Here is a 19,342-nt window from a genome sequence, read left to right on the forward strand (position 1 = left end):
CGGCCGTGGTCGTTATCCCTGCGCGACCTTGGTCGTCGAGGGGTCGATCCAGCCAATGTTTCCGTCCGGCCGGCGGTAGACGATATTAAGCTGCTCGTTTCCGGCATTGCGGAAGACGAAGACAGGGGTGTCCTTGGTGTCCAGTTCGATGACCGCCGAGGCGACCGACATGGTCTTCAGCGCCAGCGTCGATTCCGCCACGATGGCGGGAGCATAGTTTTCCGGAATTTCCTCGTCGTCGTCGGCCAGCGGCGCCACCACCGCATAGGCGATATCGGTGGCATCGCCGTTGGCGGCGCCCGACGCGTGCGACTTCAGCCGGCGCTTGTAGCGGCGCAGCCGGGTCTCCAGCCGGTCGGCGGCTGCTTCAAAGGCCGCGGTCGGTTCCTGCCCGTCGCCGGTAGCCTGCAGGGCCACGCCGGAATCGAGCCGGATCATGCAATCGGCAGTGTAACGCGAACCTGCCTTCACCACCGTCACATGTCCCGAGAAACCGCGGTCGAAATATTTTCCGATTGCCTCTCCGATACGATCGGTGATGCGCGTACGGAACGCATCGCCGATGTCCATGTGTTTCCCCGATATGCGCAGCGTCATTTGATAATTGACCTTTCCTGCCCAGGCTTCACACTGTTTGGAGTTTATACCTGTGGTCCGCGCAAACAAGCTTCGCGGCGCCCTTCGCGCCCGATTTTGTACCGAACCTTGTTGCTGGTCATGGACCGTTCCTTGACCGCCCCCAGGTCAACTTCGCGACGGGCCAACCACTTCCGGGCCACGGCCCGTCTCATGCGGCCGGGCTTCTAGCCAACTCCCCGGCGCTTGTCAACGAAACGAAAAACTGTGGAAATCCGCGCCTTCTCAGCGCGCGGCGCCGGCGCGCGCGCGTTTTTCGCGCCGCCGCTGCACCGACGACGGAATGTTCATTCCTTCCCGATACTTGGCTACCGTGCGGCGGGCGACGTCGACGCCGTCCGCCTTCAGAAGATCGACGATGGTGTCGTCGGAGAGCACATCCTGCGACGTCTCATCCTCGATCATCTGGCGGATGCGATCGCGCACCGCTTCCGAAGAATGTGCCGCCCCGCCGTCGGCCGCCGCGATTGAAGCGGTGAAAAAATAACGCAGTTCGAACACGCCGCGCGGGGTCAGCATGTATTTGTTGGCGGTCACCCGGCTGACCGTCGATTCATGCATGCCGATGGCATCGGCCACCGTCTTGAGGTTGAGCGGCCGCAGGTGACGCACGCCAAGGACGAGGAACGCATCCTGCTGGCGCACGATCTCGGAGGCCACCTTGAGGATGGTCTTGGCGCGCTGGTCCAGGCTGCGGGTCAGCCAATTGGCGTTTTGCAGGCACTCGGAGAGGAAATCCTTCTCCGCCTGGTTCTTGGCCTGCCCGAACACCTGGCTGAAATAGATCTGGTCGACCAGCACGCGCGGCAGGGTCTCGGCATTGAGTTCGACCGCCCAGCTGCCATCGGCGGCGGGCCGCACCTCGACATCGGCGACGATGGCGTCGCTGGCCCCGCCGGAGAAGGCCAGGCCCGGCCTCGGGTCGAGCGCACGGATTTCGGCCAGCATGTCGAGCAGGTCCTCCTCGTCCACGCCGCAGAGCCGCTTCAGCGTCTGGAAATCGCGACGCGCCAACAGCTCCAGATTGGCAACCAGCGCCTTCATCGCCGGGTCGAGTCGGTCGCGGGTGGCCAGCTGCAGCGACAGGCATTCGGCAAGGTCGCGGGCGAACAGGCCGGCGGGATCGAAAGTGCGGCAGGTCTCCAGAACCTTTTCGACCGACTCCGTGTCGGTGCCGAGGCGCTCGGCGATCTCTGCCAGTTCGGCGCGCAGATAGCCCGCCTCGTCCAGCCCGTCGGCCAGTTCCGCCGCGATCAGCCGTTCGCCGGCATCGGTGAAGGCGAAGGCGATCTGTTCGCCGACATGGTCGCGCAACGTCACCGCGGCTGCCGCCATGTCCTCCATGTCGAACGTGTCGGAGACACCGCCGCCATTGCCCGGCGCCGACTTCCATTGCTGGGAAAGGTCGGGCCCGACCCGCTCGCTGGTGCCGGGATCGTCGGGAAAAAGGTTTTCCAGCGACGTGTCGAGCTTGTCGGAGATCGCCTCGGAGCTCCAGGCGGTTTCCGCTTCGAACCATTCATCGGCGTCCGCCGGTTTCGACGCGCCTTCTTCCGGCGGCGAAGGAGCGGCCGCGGCGTCCGGCTGCGGGTCGACACGATCGATCAGCGGGTTGCGCTCGATCTCCTCGTCGATGAAGCGTTCCAGTTCGACATGGGTGAGCTGCAACAGCCGGATCGACTGCATCAGCTGCGGCGTCATCACCAGCGACTGCGACTGTCTGAGCTGTAGTTTGACCGCCAGCGCCATGATTGAGGGTCTGGACCTCGCTTCGAGGAAATTTTTCCGACCGACTATGAACTGGCCCGGCTTTTGCTTGTCAAGGCTCGGATGGCCTCGCAATGTCAAAGTGCCGGAACATTAGGCGGCTGCCGGCAATCGATCGCGCACAGACCGTGACAACCGCGATCGACTTGGAAAAGGATCAGAGCGTGAAGGCTTCGCCGAGATAGAGCCGCCGCACATCGGGGTTCGCGACGATTTCCTCGGCCTTGCCGTGGGTCAACACCTCGCCGGCATGGATGATGTAGGCGCGGTCGATGAGGCCCAGCGTTTCGCGCACATTGTGGTCGGTGATCAGAACGCCGATGCCGCGCGCCGTCAGATGGCGCACCAGCTGCTGGATATCGGCCACCGCGATCGGATCGATGCCCGCGAAAGGCTCGTCCAGCAGCATGTAGGCCGGACGGCTGGCCAGCGCGCGGGCAATCTCGAGGCGGCGCCGCTCGCCGCCCGATAGGGCCATTGAAGGCGCCTTGCGCAGATGGGTGATGTGAAATTCCTCGAGCAGCGCATCGAGCTCGCGCTCGCGCGTCTTGCGGCTCTTTTCCACGACTTCCAGCACGGCGCGGATGTTCTGCTCGACATTCAGGCCCCGGAAGATCGAGGCTTCCTGCGGCAGATAACCGATGCCGAGCCTCGCCCGGCGGTACATCGGCATGGAGGTGACGTCGAAGCCATCGATCTCGATCGTGCCTTCGTCGACCGGCACCAGCCCGGTCACCATGTAAAAGCAGGTGGTCTTGCCGGCGCCATTGGGACCGAGCAGGCCAACGGCCTCGCCGGCGCGCACGCCGATCGACACCCCGTTCACCACTTTGCGGCCCTTGTAGCTCTTGGACAGGCCGCGGGCCATCAGCGTGCCCTTCAGCTTGACCTTCTCGCCACCGACGATGGCCGGCGCCGCGGGTTTCGCGTCGGTTTGTTTGAAGAGCCGCATCACTGTGTCAGTCAAGGTTTCTTCGCTGCATCCGGGTTCTTCGTCGAATCCGGGCTGATCGACATCATGACGCGACCGCTGGAACCGCTCTTGGCGCAACCGTCCACATTGGCGAGGCCGGATTTCATCTGGACCGTCAGCTTGCAGCCGGTGAGGATGTTGTCGCCCTGGGTCAGCACCACCTTGGAGCCGGTCAGCACCAGCACCTGGCTCTTCATGTCGAAAGTGCCGCGATCGCCGGTGGCAACCTGGTCGTCCGACTTCAGATAGACCGTGCCGTCGACCTCAAGATGATCGATATTGGTGGAACCGCCGAGTGCCGGACCGGCCATGGACGCGCTTGTGCTCGTGCTCTTGGCGCCATTCTTACCGGCGGCGGCATCCTTGATGTAGTAGACCTTGAGAAGGCCGGCCTTCAGCAGCGTCGGCCCCTGCACGACGCTGACATTGCCGGTGAAAATGGCGAGGTTTTCTTCCTGCCGTACTTCCAGTTTGTCGCTCTCGATCTGGATCGGCTTGTCACCGGAGAGCTTGAGGCCGGACATATTGGTCTGCGCGGTCTGGGCAAAGGCCGGCGCGGCCGCCAGCAACGCCGCCACGGCGAGCCATGTCATCTTATTGGGCCGCATTCGGCTCTCCGCTCTTGTCGCTGGTCGTCTTCAGCACGCCAGGCTCCAGGTTGACACGCACCCGTTTTTCGAAAACCAGCACCTTGCCGCCGCTCTCCACCGACATGGTGTCGGACATGATGTGCGATCCGCGCGTGACGATATCGACCGGGTCGTTCGTCTTCATATTGCCTTTCGCCATGTCAAGGAAGGCCGATTTCAACTTCACCACCATTCCGCTGGTGGTGGTCACGGTGATGTCCTTTTCCAGCTGCAGCGTGTTGGCGTCGCGGTTGTAGACCCCCTTCGCCGCCCCGACCACGGCCGAGGTGCTGGCATCGAGCGGCAGCTTGGCGTCGATGCCTTCCAGGCCGATGATGCTCTCCTTGGCAACGTCCTGGATCGCCCGCAGCGCCGTCATCGAATAAGGCAGGTTCTCCTTGGTGAAACCGTCCAGCTTGGGATTGGCCATCACCAGCTTGCCGTTGGAAAACGCGCTGCCATCGGCTTTTACCGGCGGCTGCGCCGGCTTCACCAGATAGGAATAGACGGGAAATGCCACGGCAATGATGCCGGCCAGGATCGGCAGAGCCAGCTTGAGCACGCGCACGCGGCGCGAATGGCGCTGGGCGTTGCCGAAAGCCTCGACACGCGCGGGCTCCATGGCGACGTGGCCCGAGGGGTCGTGCTCCGGCAAGAGAGCAGTATCGTCCTTGCCCTCCGGATCGGTCGTTCGTGCCAACATGTGTACCTTCTGGTCCTCTCGCCCGCCGAACCGTCGCCCTTATTTGGGGCGAGGCCGCGCCCAAGCAAGCGCATGCAAAGAAATATCGCAAAAAATATGACGTTCCCTGCAGCGCATACAGATCGCCAGGGTGCCCGCCAAGACTAACACTTTGTCATTTTCATCGCCATGCCTTCGTTCCAGCCCCGATTCGACGCGTTGTTGCGTCCTACCCTGCGCCGATCGCCGCGCCTCGTATGCGTTGCTTCTCACACTTCAAGCCATCGTCTCGATCGCGCCAAAAGCGGTAGCCCTCGACTGGCCCTTGCATTAAAAGCGTCAGCCTGCGCCCAAGAGTGAGGCTGACATGACCCTGAGAGCCGACGACCTGATCGACCGCCGCCGCCTGCGGCGCAAACTGACCTTCTGGCGCATCGCCGCCCTTGCCGTGTTGCTGGTCGGCCTTGCCGCCTTGTCGGCGTGGTTCTTCGGCGACGACATCGGCGGCACCCGCGTCGACCAGATCGCCAAGATCAGGATCGAAGGTACCATCACCCAGAACGACGAGTTGCTCCGCCGCATCGAGGCGGTGCGCAAGGCTGCGAACGTCAAGGGCGTGATCTTGCTGGTCAATTCGCCCGGTGGCACCACTGTCGGCGGCGAGACCATCTTCAACGCCGTGCGCAAGCTTGCCGCCGAAAAGCCGGTGGTCACCGAAGTCGGCACGCTGGCCGCCTCCGCCGGCTACATGATCGCCAGCGCCTCCGACTACATCGTCGCGCACCAGACCTCGATCGTCGGCTCGATCGGCGTGCTGATCCAGTATCCCGACGTCACCGGACTGATGGACAAGATCGGCGTCAAGCTCGAGGAAGTGAAATCCTCGCCGCTGAAGGCGTCGCCCTCGCCCTTCGAACCGACCACCGAGGAAGCCCGCGCCATGGTGCGCAAGCTGATCATGGACAGCTACAACTGGTTCGTCGACATCGTCGCCGAACGCCGCAACCTGCCGCGCGACCAGGCGCTGGCGCTCGCCGACGGCTCGATTTTCACCGGTCGCCAGGCCGTCGCCAACAAGCTGGTCGATGCGCTCGGCGGCGAGGAAGAGGCGGTAAAATGGCTCGGCACCAAGGGTGTCGACCAGAAATTGAAGGTGGTGGAGTGGAAAAACACCGAACGCACCGGCTCTTTCCTGTTTTCCAGCGCGCTGATGCGTCAAATCGGCATGGCGCTCGGCTTGCCGCAGGAGAGCGGCGAAGTGCTGCGCGAGATCGGCGCCGACCGCTTGTTCCTTGACGGTCTCGTTTCGGTCTGGCACCCTTGAATAGGCGTGGGGCATAAGTCAAAAAGCAAATAAAATCATCTGCATAAAATTGGCCGCCATGCCTTTACGGGGACCGTCCGCATGATCAAGTCCGAACTCGTCCAAATCATCGCAACGCGCAATCCGCATCTCTTCCTGCGCGACGTGGAAAATATCGTCGGCGCAGTGTTCGACGAAATCACCGACGCGCTCGCCGAAGGCAACCGGGTGGAGTTGCGCGGCTTCGGCGCTTTCTCGGTCAAGAACCGGCCCGCCCGCACCGGCAGGAACCCGCGCACCGGCGAATCGGTGGAGGTCGAGGAGAAGTGGGTGCCGTTCTTCAAGACCGGCAAGGAATTGCGCGAAAAGCTGAACGGCGACAAATAGCCGCCAGCACCGCACCGGCAGCGCCGTACCAAGCCTTCGACGGGAAACACCATGTTCAACCGCTTCGTGGTCATTGTCATTTTCGTTCCGCTGGCCATCGTGCTGATCGCGCTGGCCGTGGCGAACCGCGAGCTGGTGGCCTTCACGATGGACCCGTTCAATCCCGGCAATCCGGCGCTGACGCTGACGCTGCCGCTATTCGTCATGCTGTTCCTGGCCCTGGCCATCGGGATCGTCGCCGGTTCGGCGGCGACCTGGATCCGGCAGGGCCGCTATCGCAAGGCGGCGAGGCGCCATGGCGCGGAAGCCGAGAACCTGCGCCAGGCCATCGCCCGCACGCAGCAGCCGCCATCGCAGGCGACATCGCAGGCCCCCAACCTGCCCAAGCCGACCGCCTGAACCGGGCATCACATAACGGAGTTTTCCATGCTGACCATCTCGGCCGCCGAGGTCGATCGCGCGCTGACCTTTTCCGGCCTGGTCGAGACGCTGCGCACCGCCTTCCGCGACGGCGCCGTGCAGCCGGTGCGTCATCACCATACGGTCGAGCGGCCGGACGGCGCCGCCTCTACCCTTCTTTTGATGCCGGCCTGGACCGACCTCAATGCGGCCGGCACCTCGAAGGACGGCCATATCGGCGTCAAGATCGTCACCGTCTCGCCTGACAACAACGCCATCGCCAAGCCGGCGGTGATGGGGCTCTATCTGCTGCTCGACGGCAAGACCGGCGAGCCGCAGGCGCTGATCGACGGTCAGCGCCTGACGCAGTGGCGCACCGCCTGCGCCTCGGCGCTCGCCGCCTCTTATCTTGCCCGCGAAGACGCCTCGCGCCTCTTGGTGATCGGCGCCGGCGCGCTGTCGCCCTTCCTGGTTAAGGCGCATTCGGCGGTGCGCCCCATCAAATCGATCCGCATCTGGAACCGCACGCCGGCCAACGCCGAGAAGGTTGCAGCCGCACTTCGCGCCGAAGGCCTGCCGGCCGAGGCGGCCGGTGATCTGGGTGCCGAAATGGCCGAGGCCGACATCGTCTCCTCCGCCACCATTTCCAACGAACCACTGGTCAGGGGCGCGCAACTGAAAACCGGCGCCCATGTCGACCTCGTCGGCGGCTTCACGCCGACCATGCGCGAGGCCGACGATGCCGCCATCACCCGCGCCCGCGTCTATGTCGACACACGCGCCGGCGCCACCAAGGAAGCCGGTGACATCGTCCAGCCGCTCGCTTCCGGCGTGCTCAAGGCCGACGCCATCGTCGCCGACCTGCACGAACTGGCGCGCGGCCAGAAGAAGGGCCGCCAAAGCGCCGACGAAATCACGCTGTTCAAGTCGGTGGGCGCCGCGCTGGAAGACCTCGCCGCCGGCATCGCCGTCTACAAAGCCTTGAGTGTCTGAATCAAAAATTGTCAGGCCGGAGCGAAAATGGTGGTTTTCGAGCATCGGAGCGGAGCGTACTTGAAGTCCGTGAGCACCGAAGCGCAGGAAAGCGCCATTTGCAGCCCGGCATGGCGACTTTTGGATCAGACACTGAAATCCTGATCCTCGATCACTCTTCGGTTATCGCCTTCGATTTCCGGAAACCCGCTGCCAGCCGGCGCGTTTGTTGCCGGCATCAACAGCCAAGGACCGGAGAAATGAACGAAGGCTGGTTTTCCAAGGTCGTGCCGGTGGCCGTCGGCGTGCTGGGCGACATACGTCACGTTTCCAACGCGCGGCAGGCCAACGACCTGCTCGCCAATCATTGGCCCGGCGCCGGCACGCGCAAGCATCTTGATGCGAAACGCGCCTGCCTGGCCGCCGTCAACGGCATGACGACCGTCGAGGACGCCCGCGAGACCTTCGTGGAGGCGGCGCGAGAAGCCCGCATCCTGATCGAATAGTCCGCCGCGCAGGCAAAACATCCGCATATGGAAACGCCCCGGCAGCTTGTCTCGCCGATCCGCCGGGGCCTGGTGGGTTCAGGCGGCCTGTTCCGCTATGGCGGCGACAACGCCCATCGCCGCGCCGATCAGCCGGTAATCGTGCTCACTGAGCTCGATCAGCCCGAAACGGAGTTGATACCCCCAGTTGGGTTTGCCGGCGCTCAACTCCAGCCGGCCGAGCAGCGGCGCGATCGGCGCCTCGCCCGCCACCGACCAGGCGACATCGCGGCGGAACGGCTCGAAACCGCCAGCCATGACGCCCTGATAGGGCACACCGTCGCGCACGATGCCGATGGCGGTGAAGGTGCGCAGGCCGTCCTTCTCGCCGAGAACCGTGCTCGGCGAGTAATACACGATGCCATCGCCCGGCCTGATGCGGCGCAGCGGTGCCGCCTTGCCGTGGTTCACCTGCATGAAACCTTCCGTCCGGCCCCGGCGCACATGCTGCGCCGAGGCTACCGCCAGCCAAAATCTGGTCATGACTGGCCGCCTTCCGCGTCGTTCAGCCAGTAGACGCGCAACCTGTGCTTGTCGGGATCGAGCGCGACGAAGGTGCGGCCGAAATCCATATCGGTCGGCGTCTGCAGGATGGAGAGCCCGCGCTTTGCCCAGTCGGCGTGGGCGGCATCGACGGCATCCGGCGTGTCGAGCTGGAAGACGATCTCGCCGCCGCCGGCCATCGCCGTGACCTTGGGTTCCGCCGTGTGGCGCGACCACAGGCCGAGCTTGAAGCCATTGTCCAGCACGAACAACACGAAGGTCGGCGAGGATTCCACCGGCTGGCGATTGAACAAGGCATGATAGAAGGCGCCGCTCGCCTGCGGCTGGTCGACATAGAGGATGACGAAATTGGGGCTTTGCATGGTGGCTCTCCGTGTTGCGATGGAGAGACCTTAGCGAGCACCGCTGTCAGATTCTGGCAGTAGCCATTCAGGGCCTCGGCGCCTCATCGAGCGTCGCCCGCCATTCCTTGAGCAGGGTCTGCCGACGCCTCGGATAGCGCGTACCGGTGATGTCCAGCCGCGCGATGCGGTCGGTGCGGAAATGCCGGAACCCCTGCCGCATCTCGCACCAGGCCACCATCACCCGCACCTTGTCGAAGAACCCTAGTGCGAACGGCCACACCACGCGCTCGCTGCCGGCGCCGGCCGCGTCGTTGTAGAGGATGGCAAGTTTGCGCTCGTCGCGGATCGCCTGGCGCACGGCGCCCAGATCGATGCCTTCGCTTGCCTCGACGCGCGGGCCGACCAGAAGCGTGCTCGCATCGAGATCCTCGCGCAGATCGTCCGGCAATACGGCGGCGATCTTGGCCAGCGCGTCAGCTGCGGCCCTCGACAGCCGGTTGTCGGGCTGCTTGGCCACCCAGCGCGAACCCAGCACGATCGCCTCGATCTCCTCGTCGGTGAACATCAGCGGTGGCAGCATGAAGCCGGGTTTCAGCGCGTAACCCAGTCCCGCCTCGCCCTCGATCGGTGCGCCCTGCCCCTGCAGCGTGGCGATGTCGCGATAGAGCGTGCGGATCGATATGCCGAGTTCGGAGGCAAGCGTTTGCCCGCTCACCGGCCGCCGGTGGCGGCGCAGCGTCTGGACGAGATCGAGCAGGCGTTCGGAGCGCGACATGATGGCCGGAGATTATGCCGGACGGCAGTCGCGCGGAAGCCTGGCGACATGACAGCGATGTGGATGCCAGCGGCGATCAGGAAGAACGATCGAAAGAAATAATCCTTTTCTTTCAATAGCCGTTCTGTTCTCGCACGAAAAATCCGCTGCATCCGAATTCACACCCTTTCGGCCTGCGGCATCATTGCGCCTGAAAGCCGTCCTCAACGGGAACCTGGTGCGCACCGGGTATCAGGGAGGACGTCGGTGCCGGACTGGCAGCGCTAACGGTGGCGGTGTCTGGTGACGAGCCCTAAGTCCGGGCCCTGGAAAAACCCGGCCGCCGCAAATGGCGGCTTGAGGTCCGAAGTCTGCCGTCATGAATGGCGGCGAGGTCGGTCCGGGGCAAGAACACCGGCGGGGCGCCCGGAAGGCGCCACGTACTATTACAGAGAGGCACCGACCCGGCGCCCCGCTTCCCACCTCCCGCAACGGGAGTACTCTTTGACAATGGCCAGGGCGGTCTTCCGCAGCGTGGCGATGATGAAGTGCGTCCAACCGCACCGGTCCACCATGTTGCGCGGCCCCGGCCCCTATGCCAAAAGCAGCGCGAAACGCGGAGCGTCCTTTTTGAAATTCACGCGCGACAAACGCCGGGACAAATCGGGCCGCCAGCAAGGCGGCGCGTCGACGCCGCGCGCGCAGGACAAGCGCCGCGACGGCAAGCCGGCCGACAAGGCCGGCCGGGGATCGGAGCAGAAGCGGACACAGCGGCCCGAGACCAAGGCCGAGCGCTTCGAGAACCGCCCGGCAAAGGCACCGGAACGCAGGACGGCAAGGCCGCCCGAGCCCAAAGGCGAACATCGCCCTGCCGAACCGCAGCTCGAACCCAACGTGGAAACCGCGCCGCGCGTGCTGACACGCCGCGCCGGCGCCTTGCCGGCGGAAAAACTGCCGCTGATCCTCGAAGTGGCCCCCAATGCCGACTACGCGCTGCTCGACAGCGGCAACGGCCAGAAGCTGGAGCAATACGGCCCCTACCGCATCGTTCGCCCGGAGGGTCAGGCGATCTGGCAGCCGGCGTTGCCGGCGAAGGACTGGAACCACGCCGACGCCATCTTCACTGGCGATACCGACGAGGAAGGCATGGGCCGCTGGCGTTTCCCCGGTCAGCCGCTCGGCGAAACCTGGCCGATGAAGCATGACGGCATCGACTATCTCGGCCGCTTCACCTCCTTCCGCCATGTCGGCGTCTTCCCCGAGCAGGCCTCGCACTGGGACCACATGGCCGCTCTCATCGAGAGCGCCAGGCGCCCGGTCAAGGTGCTGAACCTGTTCGGCTACACCGGCCTTGCCTCGCTGGTGGCGGCACGTGCCGGCGCCGAGGTGACCCATGTCGACGCCTCCAAGAAGGCCATCGGCTGGGCCCGCGAGAACCAGGAGATGGCCGGCCTTGCCAACAAGCCGATCCGCTGGATCGTCGAGGACGCGATGAAATTCGCCGAGCGCGAGGAACGGCGCGGCAGCCGCTACGACATCATCCTGTTCGACCCTCCCGCCTATGGCCGCGGGCCGAAGGGCGAGGTCTGGCAATTGTTCGAGCATTTGCCGGCGCTGACCGACATCTGCCGTTCCATCCTGACGCCGAAGCCTTTGGCGGTGGTGCTCACCGCCTATTCGATCCGCGCTTCCTTCTTCGCCATCCACGCTCTGATGCGCGACACCTTTGCCGGCATGGGCGGCACGATCGAATCGGGCGAACTGATCATCCGCGAGCAATCGGCCGGACGCGCGCTTTCGACATCCCTCTTCTCGCGCTGGGTGGCCAAATGAGCGAACACCGCACCGGAGCACCCGGCCGCGTCAAGGAAGTGACGAGCCTGGCCAACCCGCTGGTCAAGGACATCAAGGCGCTGGCGCTGAAGAAATTCCGCGACCAGCAGAATGCCTTCATCGCCGAAGGCCTGAAGCTGGTCATCGACGCGCTGGACCTCGGCTGGACGATCAAGACGCTGATCTTCGCCAAGTCCGCGCTCGGCAACCAGGCGGTCGAGAAAGTTGCTTCGCGCACCGTGGCGGCCAGCGGTGACGTGCTCGAGGTCTCGGAAAAAGTGCTGTCGGCCATCACCCGCCGCGACAATCCGCAGGCTGTGGTCGGCGTCTTTTCGCAGAAATACCTGCCCCTGAAGGACGTCCGCCCGAAGAACGGCGATGTCTGGGTGGCGCTCGACCGCGTGCGCGACCCCGGCAATCTCGGCACCGTGATGCGCACCGTCGATGCTGTCGGCGCCAAGGGTGTCATCTTGATCGGCGACACCACCGACCCGTTCGCGGTCGAAACCGTGCGCGCCACCATGGGTTCGGTGTTCGCCGTCCCGGTCGTCAAGACGACGCCCGACGCCTTCCTCGTTTGGCGCAAGGGCTTTCCGGGCCTCGTCGCCGGCACGCATCTCAAAGGCGCCGTCGACTACCGCTCGGTCGATTTCTCGAACAAGCCGGTGCTGCTTTTGATGGGCAACGAGCAGCAGGGCCTGCCGGACGATCTCGCCGCCAGCTGCGACCGGCTGCTGCGCATCCCGCAGGCGGGCCGCGCCGATTCGCTCAACCTGGCGGTCGCCACCGGCGTGATGCTGTTCGAGATCCGCCGCGGCGCGCTCACGCTGGAGGACAGGTCCTGAAATCGCTGACGCCTTATGCCGTGCTGACCATCGTCGCCATCGCGCTCGACCAATGGATCAAGCAGCTGGTCGAAACCGGCCTGCCCTTCCAGGAAAAGATCGACCTGGTGCCGTTCCTGGCGCTGTTTCGCACCTACAACACCGGCATCGCCTTTTCGATGTTCTCGTCCTTGAGCGACACCGGCCTGATCGCGGTGGCGGCGGCCGTCGTCGCCTTCGTGCTCTATCTGGCGGTGAAGACCCCGCCGAACCAGGTTCTCGCCCGCATCGGCTTCGCTTTCATCGTCGGCGGCGCGCTGGGCAATGTCATCGACCGCACCGTCTACGGTCACGTCATCGACTACATCCTGTTCCACACGCCGGTCTGGTCCTTCGCCGTTTTCAACCTGGCCGATGTCTTTATCTCGGTCGGCGCCGCCGCCGTCGTGCTCGACGAATTCATCACCTGGCGCAGGCAACCGCGACCTTCGGACGATTGACCGGGGTCGATTTCGAAGTAGCCTGCCCCTCGTTCCGCGATCGGGGAGAAGCCAGTGCCGGACACTTTCAAAGCCATCCTGATCTCGCGCGACGACGACAAGAAGCAGTCCGTCGCGGTGACCGAAATGACCGAGACCGACCTGATGGACGGTGACGTCACCGTCGCGGTCGAGGCGACCACGGTGAACTACAAGGACGGGCTGGCGATCACCGGCAAGGCGCCCGTGGTGCGCCGCTGGCCGCTGGTGCCCGGCATCGACTTCGCCGGCACGGTGCTGTCTTCCGACCATGACGAATGGCGCAAGGGCGATCATGTCATCCTCAACGGCTGGGGCGTCGGCGAAACCCACTACGGCGCCTATGCCGGGCGCGCCCGCGTCAAGGGCGAGTGGCTGGTGCCGCTGCCGGACGGCATGTCGGCGCATGATGCGATGGCGGTCGGGACCGCCGGCTACACGGCGATGCTTTCGGTGATGGCGCTGGAACGCCACGGCATTACCCCGCAACGCGGTCCCGTCATCGTCACGGGTGCCGCCGGCGGTGTCGGTTCCGTTGCCGTCGCGATCCTCTCCAAACTCGGCTACCACGTCGTCGCCTCGACCGGCCGCCCTCAGGAAGAAGCCTATCTCCGCGAGCTGGGCGCGGCCGAAATCATCGCCCGCGACGAGCTGACCGGAGCGGTCAAGCCGCTCGCCAAGGAGCGCTGGGCGGGCGGCATCGACGCCGTCGGCTCCACCACGCTCGCCAATGTCCTGTCGATGACCGCCTATGGCGGCGCGGTCGCCGCCTGCGGCCTCGCCGGCGGCATGGACCTGCCTTCGTCGGTCGCGCCCTTCATCCTGCGCGGCGTCTCCCTGCTCGGCATCGATTCCGTCATGGCGCCCCGCGAAATCCGCCGGCAGGCGTGGCAACGCATCGGCCGCGACCTGGACCTGGCCAAGCTCAAGGCGCTGTCCACCACCATCGGCTTCGACGGCATCGTCGCCGCCGCCACCGACATCGTCGACGGCAAGATTCGCGGGCGTGTCGTGGTGGATATGTAGCGCGTCCGTTGGACCGGTTCAGCCTGCTGCCTGCCTGAGGATTTCGTCAAAGGTCTTGCGTCCGCTCCCGGAAAACCAGGACCGGAACGAGAGAACTTCCGGGTTGATCGCACGCATGACGTTCAGGTCGACGTGATCCGCAAGCGGCCCCGCGTCCAGGCCCGCGGCCATGTGCCCAAGATCTGGATTGGCTGAGAGAACCTCTTCGGAAAAGCGCCCATAGGCGATCGGTCGGCCCGCGGCTTGCGTAAAGATGGCCTCCAGATCATTGCCGGTAATGCTGTCGCCCGCGATCTTTAGTGTCTTGCCGCCGAACCGCGTCTTGTCGGCGAAAACAGCGGCCACGAACTTGCCGATGTCTTCCACGGCGATGAGCTGCATCGATTGGTCCGGTCTGAGGAAAAATGTGTAGCGCCCCTCGTCCAGCCCGAACCCGGGTCTCACCAGCATCTCCATGAAGATCATGGGCCTGATGATGGTTGCGGTGATCGGCAGGCCGCGGATATGCGCCTCGATGCGCGGTTTGGCGTCGAAACGCGCCACACCCGTCAGCTTCTCGCCCGCGCTGGCGCCCGAGGAATAGACAAAGTGCGCAACGCCGCTCTCGACTGCCAAGTCCGCGATCGCGCTTCCGGCGCGCACCTCTCCTTCCTCCACCAGATTGCCCGGCAACACGCTGAAGACGCCATAGGTGCCCCTCATCGCGGCACGGATCGCTGCGGTGTCATCGAACGATCCCTGCACGAGTTCGACACCGGCATCATGAAGCGCCATCGACTTTGGCGCTCCTGCGTCCCGCACAAACGCCCGAACAGGCCATCGTGCCCGCAACAGGGCCTCGACGACCGACCCTCCCTGCCGGCCCGTTGCGCCGAACACCAGGATTGGAAGCTTGCCATTCGTCATTCGGGAACCCTCGTGTTGAACAAGGGCTATCCATATATACTGCGGGAACGCTGCTGGAAGACGGCACATTTTCCAGCCTAGGGCACAAGGATGATACGCTTGGACAAACCGATCCAGGGCAGGTCCGACGGGGTTGCGGAGAGTGAACGCCACTTCAAGCCGTATCCGTCGAATGGAATCTGCACGCGGCTCGGCGACAAATGGACTGTCCAGGTCATCTGGCGCCTCTCGCTCGCGCCTGGGAGCAGGCTCCGCTTCTCAGCGCTCAAGGGCGAAGTCGACGGAATTACCCAGCGCATGCTGACGCTTACGCTGCGCAATCTGGAACGGGATGGCCTTGTGCTGCGCCACTATTTTCCCGAGGTGCCGCCGCGCGTGGAATATGAGCTGACCGAGATGGGTATCGGCGTATTGTCCGCCCTCGAGGGCCTGAACTTTTGGATCAGGGACAACTTGCCCCGCATCGAGCAAAGCCGACGCCTTTACGACGATGCCGGGCAGTAATTTCGCGCTTGCCGGGCGCCAGCCCAAAAATCCGCGCGATTGCTAAAATTCGAACAGTCCGGCGCAGCCTTCCATAATTTATCTGTGGCTAAGATAGCTGCATGATCGGGGACAAGACTGCTGCAAGACGGGTGGTGGAGAAGCGCGCCGACGAGGCCGCCGAACCTGCCGCCGCGCGCCGTGTGCTGGCGCAAACCCCGCCATTGGCGCCGAAACTTCCGGACAGGACGCTGCACGAAGGCCTGCCCTTCGCCATCATCGTCATGCTCGTCGTCCTTGCCGGCCTGTCCGAACTGACCGGCGCGCCGCCCTTCATCGCCCTTGGCATGCTGGCGACGGGCCTCGCCGGACTTGCCCTGTTCATGCGCACGCAGCGCAAGGAGCAGAACATCGCCTCCATCCTCGACGACAACGCGGCCCGCAGCCGCGCCGAAATCGAGATCATGGCCGACCGCATGTGGGAGATGCAGGAAAGCGAAGAGCGCTTTCGCGGCCTGATCGATGCTCTCGGCGACCTCGTCGTCCATCGCGACCGCGACGGCCGCATCGTCTACGCCAACCGGGTCTTTGCCGAACTGGTCGGTCACGACCGCTTCGATCTGGCCGGCATGACGCTGGCCGAACTCGGCATCGACATCGGCGTCGTGCCCGACGCCGCCTTTTCCGACCGCGACTGCCTGAGCTCGACCGACGTCGCCATCCGCACGCCTAATGGGCCGCGCTGGTTCTCGTGGATCGAACTGTCGATGCGCGACAAGGACAGCGCCGAGGTCTCGCACCGGGCAATCGCGCGCGACATCACCGCCCGCAAGCAGGCCGAATCCTCGCTGATCAACGCCCGCGAGCGCGCCGAATATGCCAGCCAGGCGAAATCGCGCTTTCTCGCCACCGTCAGCCACGAGATCCGCACGCCGATGAACGGCATCATGGGCATGGCCAAGCTGCTCGCCGACACCAGGCTGACGCCCGAGCAGCGCACCTATGTCGGTGCCGTCTCCACCTCGGCCAGCGCGCTGCTGGCGCTGATCGAGGACCTGCTCGACTATTCCAAGATCGAGGCCGGCCGTTTCGCGCCCGAACCGCAGCCGATGTCGCCGCGCGAGATCGCCGACAATGTCGTCGAACTCCTGGCCGCCCGCGCCTTCGGCAAGGGCATTGGCCTTGCCTGCCATGTCGAACCGGACGTGCCGCAGATCATCACCGCCGACCCCGGACGGGTGCGGCAGGTGCTGCTCAACCTCATCGGCAATGCCGTTAAATTCACCGAAGCGGGCGGCGTGCTGGTCAGCGTTTCGCGCCGCCGCGGCGACGACGGCGACCGCGTACGCTTCTCGATCACCGACACCGGTCCCGGCCTCAGCGAAGCCGACATGGACCGCATCTTCGAGGATTTCGAGCAGGCCGACGGCACGTCGACGCGCAAGCACGGCGGCGCCGGGCTGGGGCTTGCCATCTCCAGGCGGCTGGTGGCGGCGATGAACGGCACGATCACGGTCTCGAGCGCCCCCGGCGAGGGCTCGGAATTCATCTTCGAACTGCCGGCGCGGGCCGCGATCGAGCCGCCGGAAGACAGGACGAACGCCCTGGCGGAGCGTCACGCCGTCATCGTTTCGGAAAATACAGTCGAGGCCGAGGCCATCGCCCGCACCATCCGCGCCCATGGCGGCCACGCCGAAATCGTCGCCAATGCCGCTCAGGCGCTGCCCTTCGCCGGCTTCTGCAACCTGCTGCTCGTCGACGCCCGGCTGGAAGACAGCGACTGCCGCGTCTTGAAACGCCTGCGCCAGACCGGCTTCATGGCCTGCGAGGCGGTGACGCTGATCGCGCCGTCCGACCGCGGCGCCCTGGTCGAGTTCCGCGCCGCCGGCTATGCCACCTTCCTGGCGCGGCCGGTGCGCGGCGAAACCCTGCTGCGCGTGCTGCTGGCCGGCAAGGCCGCGGTCGGCGGGCCTCTGCCCGGCCCGGACAAGACACCGCAGGCGCTCGCACGCACGCACGGCAATGGCAGCCTGTCGGTGCTGATCGCCGAGGACAACGACATCAATGCCATGCTCGCCCGCGCCAGCTTGCAGAAGGCCGGCCATCGGGTCGATATCGTCAACAACGGCAAGGCCGCGGTCGACGCCATTGCCACCGAAAGCGCCGCCAGGCGTTACGACGTGGTGCTGATGGACCTGCACATGCCGCTGATGGACGGCATGGACGCCATCGCCGCGATTCGCCGCCACGAGGAAGCCACCGGCGTCGCGCCGGTGCCGATCATGGTGCTGTCGGCCGACAGCCAGGAAAAAACCCGACACGCCGTTCTTGCCCACGGCGCCTCCGGTTTCGTCACCAAACCGCTCGATCCACAGGCTTTGGTACACGCGGTGGAAAGCCAGATTGCCGCGTGATTGCGGCCTGTTCTGCCCCTAGGTAAGCCGGCTAGGCAGGTGATGAGCTGCGCTCTTCCCCTTGCTCCTCACTATGTATCACGGTACTGTCACAATCCTGTAGCACCTACATCGTATCCCGACGCCAAGAGGGATGGCTCGAAGGAGAATCACTCGTGCATACAGCGATGCCGCAAGGTGAGATGCAGGGAAACACCGGGGGCACCGCTATCCAGAGGATGAGGACGATCGAATCGATCACCGGCACCCTGGGCAAGATCGGCAGCCTCGAAGTCAGGCTGGCCCGCGACGAAGCCGAAATCGCCGCCGCGCAGGAAATCCGCTACCGCGTTTTCTATGACGAGCTTGGCGCTCGCAAGAGCCGCCTGCAGTCTTTGGAACGCCGCGACGCCGACCGTTTCGATCCGGTCTGCGACCATCTGCTCGTGTTCGACAACACCCTTCCCGGTCCCGACCATCGCCGCATCGTCGGCACCTACCGGCTGCTGCGCCAGGAGACGGCGGTGCGCGCCGGCGGTTTCTATTCCGAGGACGAATTCGAGCTCAGGCGGCTGATCGCCAGGCATCCCGGCCAGCGTTTCCTGGAACTCGGCCGCTCCTGCGTTCTGCCTGAATACCGCTCCAAGCGCACCATCGAGGCGCTGTGGCAGGGCCTGTGGGCCTATTTCACCCATTACGACATCGGCGTTCTGACCGGCTGCGCCTCCTTCCACGGCACCGTGCCGGCGGCGCATGCCGAGGCGCTGACCTATCTGGCGCATCACTGCCGCACCACCCCGGCCTGGGACATCAGCGCCAATGCCGGCCGCTATTGCTCGATGGACCTGATGCCGATCGAGGCGGTCAGCGCCAAGGCGGCGATCGCGGCCATGCCGCCGCTGGTCAAGGGTTATCTCAGGGTCGGCGCCCGCATCGGCGACGGCTGCGTCATCGACCACGACTTCAAGACCGTCGACATCTTCATCGTGCTGCCCGTCCGCGAAATCGGCGCCCGCTACGTGAATTATTACGGCGGCGAAGGGCAGCGTTTCGCCGCCTAGCAAAAGCCATGGAAACAGGCCTGCTTGCCGTTTTCCAGCGATTGAAAGATGCCGCGCGCGGCCTGCCCGATATCGTCGAGACCACCTCCTACGGCACGCCGGCGCTGAAGGCCGGCAAGAAGCTGCTCACCCGCGTCAAGGACGGGCAAACGGCGGTGCTGATGTGCCCGCTCGACGAGAAGCAGATGTTGCTGGAAGCGGCACCCGACCTCTATTTCGAGACCGACCACTACAAGGGCTGGCCGGCGCTGCTGATGCGCATGGATGTCATCTCCGACGACGAGCTGCGCCATCGCCTCGAGCGCAGCTGGCTGAGCCGGGCAACGAAGACGCAGGCCAAGGCCTGGCTGGCCGGGCGGGAAAAGACATCGGAAGCGCCCTGATCAGCCGGCATCGCCGCGCA

The 19,342-nt window shown here is 64.9% G+C and carries 22 protein-coding genes; 13 read left to right on the plus strand and 9 right to left on the minus strand.

Annotation, left to right across the window (positions count from 1 at the left end; all coding sequences use genetic code 11):
* Positions 1-12: 12 nt before the first annotated feature.
* The 5 genes from hpf to lptC all read right to left on the minus strand — a co-directional run bounded on the left by hpf (position 13) and on the right by lptC (position 4,708).
* Positions 13-597 carry a ribosome hibernation-promoting factor, HPF/YfiA family gene (gene hpf, locus QFZ88_RS09860; protein WP_024923962.1) on the minus strand — a complete coding sequence of 195 codons (585 nt, stop codon included), beginning with the start codon at positions 595-597 and terminating at the stop codon, positions 13-15.
* 264 nt (positions 598-861) lie between these two features.
* A complete protein-coding gene (rpoN, locus tag QFZ88_RS09865; protein WP_024923963.1) occupies positions 862-2,385 on the minus strand; it encodes an RNA polymerase factor sigma-54 in 1,524 nt (507 codons plus the stop codon).
* Between the two features lie 175 nt (positions 2,386-2,560).
* On the minus strand, positions 2,561-3,355 hold the full coding sequence (lptB, locus tag QFZ88_RS09870; protein WP_036255080.1) for an LPS export ABC transporter ATP-binding protein: 795 nt from the start codon (positions 3,353-3,355) through the stop codon (positions 2,561-2,563).
* An 11-nt stretch (positions 3,356-3,366) separates the two neighbouring features.
* Positions 3,367-3,984, minus strand: coding sequence for an LptA/OstA family protein (locus tag QFZ88_RS09875; RefSeq protein ID WP_024923965.1), 618 nt, complete (start codon positions 3,982-3,984; stop codon positions 3,367-3,369).
* On the minus strand, positions 3,971-4,708 hold the full coding sequence (lptC, locus tag QFZ88_RS09880; RefSeq protein ID WP_024923966.1) for an LPS export ABC transporter periplasmic protein LptC: 738 nt from the start codon (positions 4,706-4,708) through the stop codon (positions 3,971-3,973). The genes QFZ88_RS09875 and lptC overlap by 14 nt, the downstream gene beginning before the upstream one ends.
* Before the next feature lie 346 nt (positions 4,709-5,054).
* Between lptC and sppA the strand changes: the two genes are divergently transcribed.
* The 5 genes from sppA to QFZ88_RS09905 all read left to right on the plus strand — a co-directional run bounded on the left by sppA (position 5,055) and on the right by QFZ88_RS09905 (position 8,254).
* Positions 5,055-6,011, plus strand: a complete 957-nt coding sequence (sppA, locus tag QFZ88_RS09885) for a signal peptide peptidase SppA (RefSeq protein ID WP_024923967.1) — start codon at positions 5,055-5,057, stop codon at positions 6,009-6,011.
* 81 nt (positions 6,012-6,092) lie between these two features.
* Positions 6,093-6,377 carry an integration host factor subunit beta gene (locus tag QFZ88_RS09890; RefSeq protein WP_024923968.1) on the plus strand — a complete coding sequence of 95 codons (285 nt, stop codon included), beginning with the start codon at positions 6,093-6,095 and terminating at the stop codon, positions 6,375-6,377.
* A gap of 51 nt (positions 6,378-6,428) precedes the next feature.
* The gene (locus tag QFZ88_RS09895) at positions 6,429-6,776 is read left to right on the plus strand and encodes a LapA family protein (protein ID WP_024923969.1); all 348 of its coding nucleotides are present in this window, start codon (positions 6,429-6,431) and stop codon (positions 6,774-6,776) included.
* A 27-nt stretch (positions 6,777-6,803) separates the two neighbouring features.
* Entirely contained in the window at positions 6,804-7,769 is a 966-nt protein-coding gene (locus tag QFZ88_RS09900; RefSeq protein WP_024923970.1) for an ornithine cyclodeaminase family protein, read from the plus strand.
* Positions 7,770-8,008: 239 nt separating this feature from the next.
* Positions 8,009-8,254: a DUF982 domain-containing protein gene (locus QFZ88_RS09905; protein ID WP_024923971.1), complete on the plus strand. Its 246-nt coding sequence runs from the start codon at positions 8,009-8,011 to the stop codon at positions 8,252-8,254.
* 78 nt (positions 8,255-8,332) lie between these two features.
* Here QFZ88_RS09905 and QFZ88_RS09910 read toward each other — a convergent pair whose 3' ends face one another.
* From QFZ88_RS09910 to QFZ88_RS09920, 3 genes are all read right to left on the minus strand, one after another.
* Entirely contained in the window at positions 8,333-8,776 is a 444-nt protein-coding gene (locus tag QFZ88_RS09910; protein ID WP_024923972.1) for an EVE domain-containing protein, read from the minus strand.
* Positions 8,773-9,159 (minus strand): VOC family protein, encoded by a 387-nt coding sequence (locus QFZ88_RS09915; RefSeq protein ID WP_024923973.1) that lies wholly within the window; start codon positions 9,157-9,159, stop codon positions 8,773-8,775. Before QFZ88_RS09915 ends, QFZ88_RS09910 begins: the two co-directional genes overlap by 4 nt.
* Positions 9,160-9,226: 67 nt before the next feature.
* Positions 9,227-9,916, minus strand: a complete 690-nt coding sequence (locus QFZ88_RS09920; protein ID WP_024927249.1) for a helix-turn-helix transcriptional regulator — start codon at positions 9,914-9,916, stop codon at positions 9,227-9,229.
* A gap of 873 nt (positions 9,917-10,789) precedes the next feature.
* Here QFZ88_RS09920 and QFZ88_RS09925 point away from each other — a divergent pair.
* Genes QFZ88_RS09925 through QFZ88_RS09940 form a run of 4 tightly spaced genes read left to right on the plus strand, consistent with a single transcriptional unit; the run spans position 10,790 to position 14,096 of the window.
* Complete coding sequence (locus QFZ88_RS09925; RefSeq protein ID WP_051504920.1) at positions 10,790-11,728, plus strand: class I SAM-dependent rRNA methyltransferase; 939 nt, start codon at positions 10,790-10,792, stop codon at positions 11,726-11,728.
* Positions 11,725-12,573: a TrmH family RNA methyltransferase gene (locus tag QFZ88_RS09930; protein ID WP_024927306.1), complete on the plus strand. Its 849-nt coding sequence runs from the start codon at positions 11,725-11,727 to the stop codon at positions 12,571-12,573. The genes QFZ88_RS09925 and QFZ88_RS09930 overlap by 4 nt, the downstream gene beginning before the upstream one ends.
* Entirely contained in the window at positions 12,570-13,052 is a 483-nt protein-coding gene (gene lspA / locus QFZ88_RS09935) for a signal peptidase II (protein WP_024927206.1), read from the plus strand. The genes QFZ88_RS09930 and lspA overlap by 4 nt, the downstream gene beginning before the upstream one ends.
* Positions 13,053-13,106: 54 nt before the next feature.
* Positions 13,107-14,096 carry an MDR family oxidoreductase gene (locus QFZ88_RS09940; protein ID WP_024927205.1) on the plus strand — a complete coding sequence of 330 codons (990 nt, stop codon included), beginning with the start codon at positions 13,107-13,109 and terminating at the stop codon, positions 14,094-14,096.
* An 18-nt stretch (positions 14,097-14,114) separates the two neighbouring features.
* On the opposite strand, the gene QFZ88_RS09945 is transcribed toward QFZ88_RS09940, so the two are convergent.
* Complete coding sequence (locus QFZ88_RS09945) at positions 14,115-15,002, minus strand: NmrA/HSCARG family protein (RefSeq protein WP_024927204.1); 888 nt, start codon at positions 15,000-15,002, stop codon at positions 14,115-14,117.
* Between the two features lie 90 nt (positions 15,003-15,092).
* Here QFZ88_RS09945 and QFZ88_RS09950 point away from each other — a divergent pair, with 90 nt between their 5' ends.
* The 4 genes from QFZ88_RS09950 to QFZ88_RS09965 all read left to right on the plus strand — a co-directional run bounded on the left by QFZ88_RS09950 (position 15,093) and on the right by QFZ88_RS09965 (position 19,322).
* Positions 15,093-15,506 carry a winged helix-turn-helix transcriptional regulator gene (locus QFZ88_RS09950; protein ID WP_024927203.1) on the plus strand — a complete coding sequence of 138 codons (414 nt, stop codon included), beginning with the start codon at positions 15,093-15,095 and terminating at the stop codon, positions 15,504-15,506.
* A gap of 101 nt (positions 15,507-15,607) precedes the next feature.
* Positions 15,608-17,899, plus strand: a complete 2,292-nt coding sequence (locus QFZ88_RS09955; protein WP_024927202.1) for an ATP-binding protein — start codon at positions 15,608-15,610, stop codon at positions 17,897-17,899.
* 218 nt (positions 17,900-18,117) lie between these two features.
* Positions 18,118-18,939: a GNAT family N-acetyltransferase gene (locus tag QFZ88_RS09960; protein ID WP_373426403.1), complete on the plus strand. Its 822-nt coding sequence runs from the start codon at positions 18,118-18,120 to the stop codon at positions 18,937-18,939.
* A gap of 8 nt (positions 18,940-18,947) precedes the next feature.
* Positions 18,948-19,322, plus strand: coding sequence for an MmcQ/YjbR family DNA-binding protein (locus QFZ88_RS09965; RefSeq protein ID WP_024927200.1), 375 nt, complete (start codon positions 18,948-18,950; stop codon positions 19,320-19,322).
* Positions 19,323-19,342: the final 20 nt, after the last annotated feature.

Origin of the sequence: Mesorhizobium sp. YL-MeA3-2017 (genome assembly GCF_030814575.1) — a bacterium.
Lineage (GTDB): Bacteria > Pseudomonadota > Alphaproteobacteria > Rhizobiales > Rhizobiaceae > Mesorhizobium > Mesorhizobium terrae.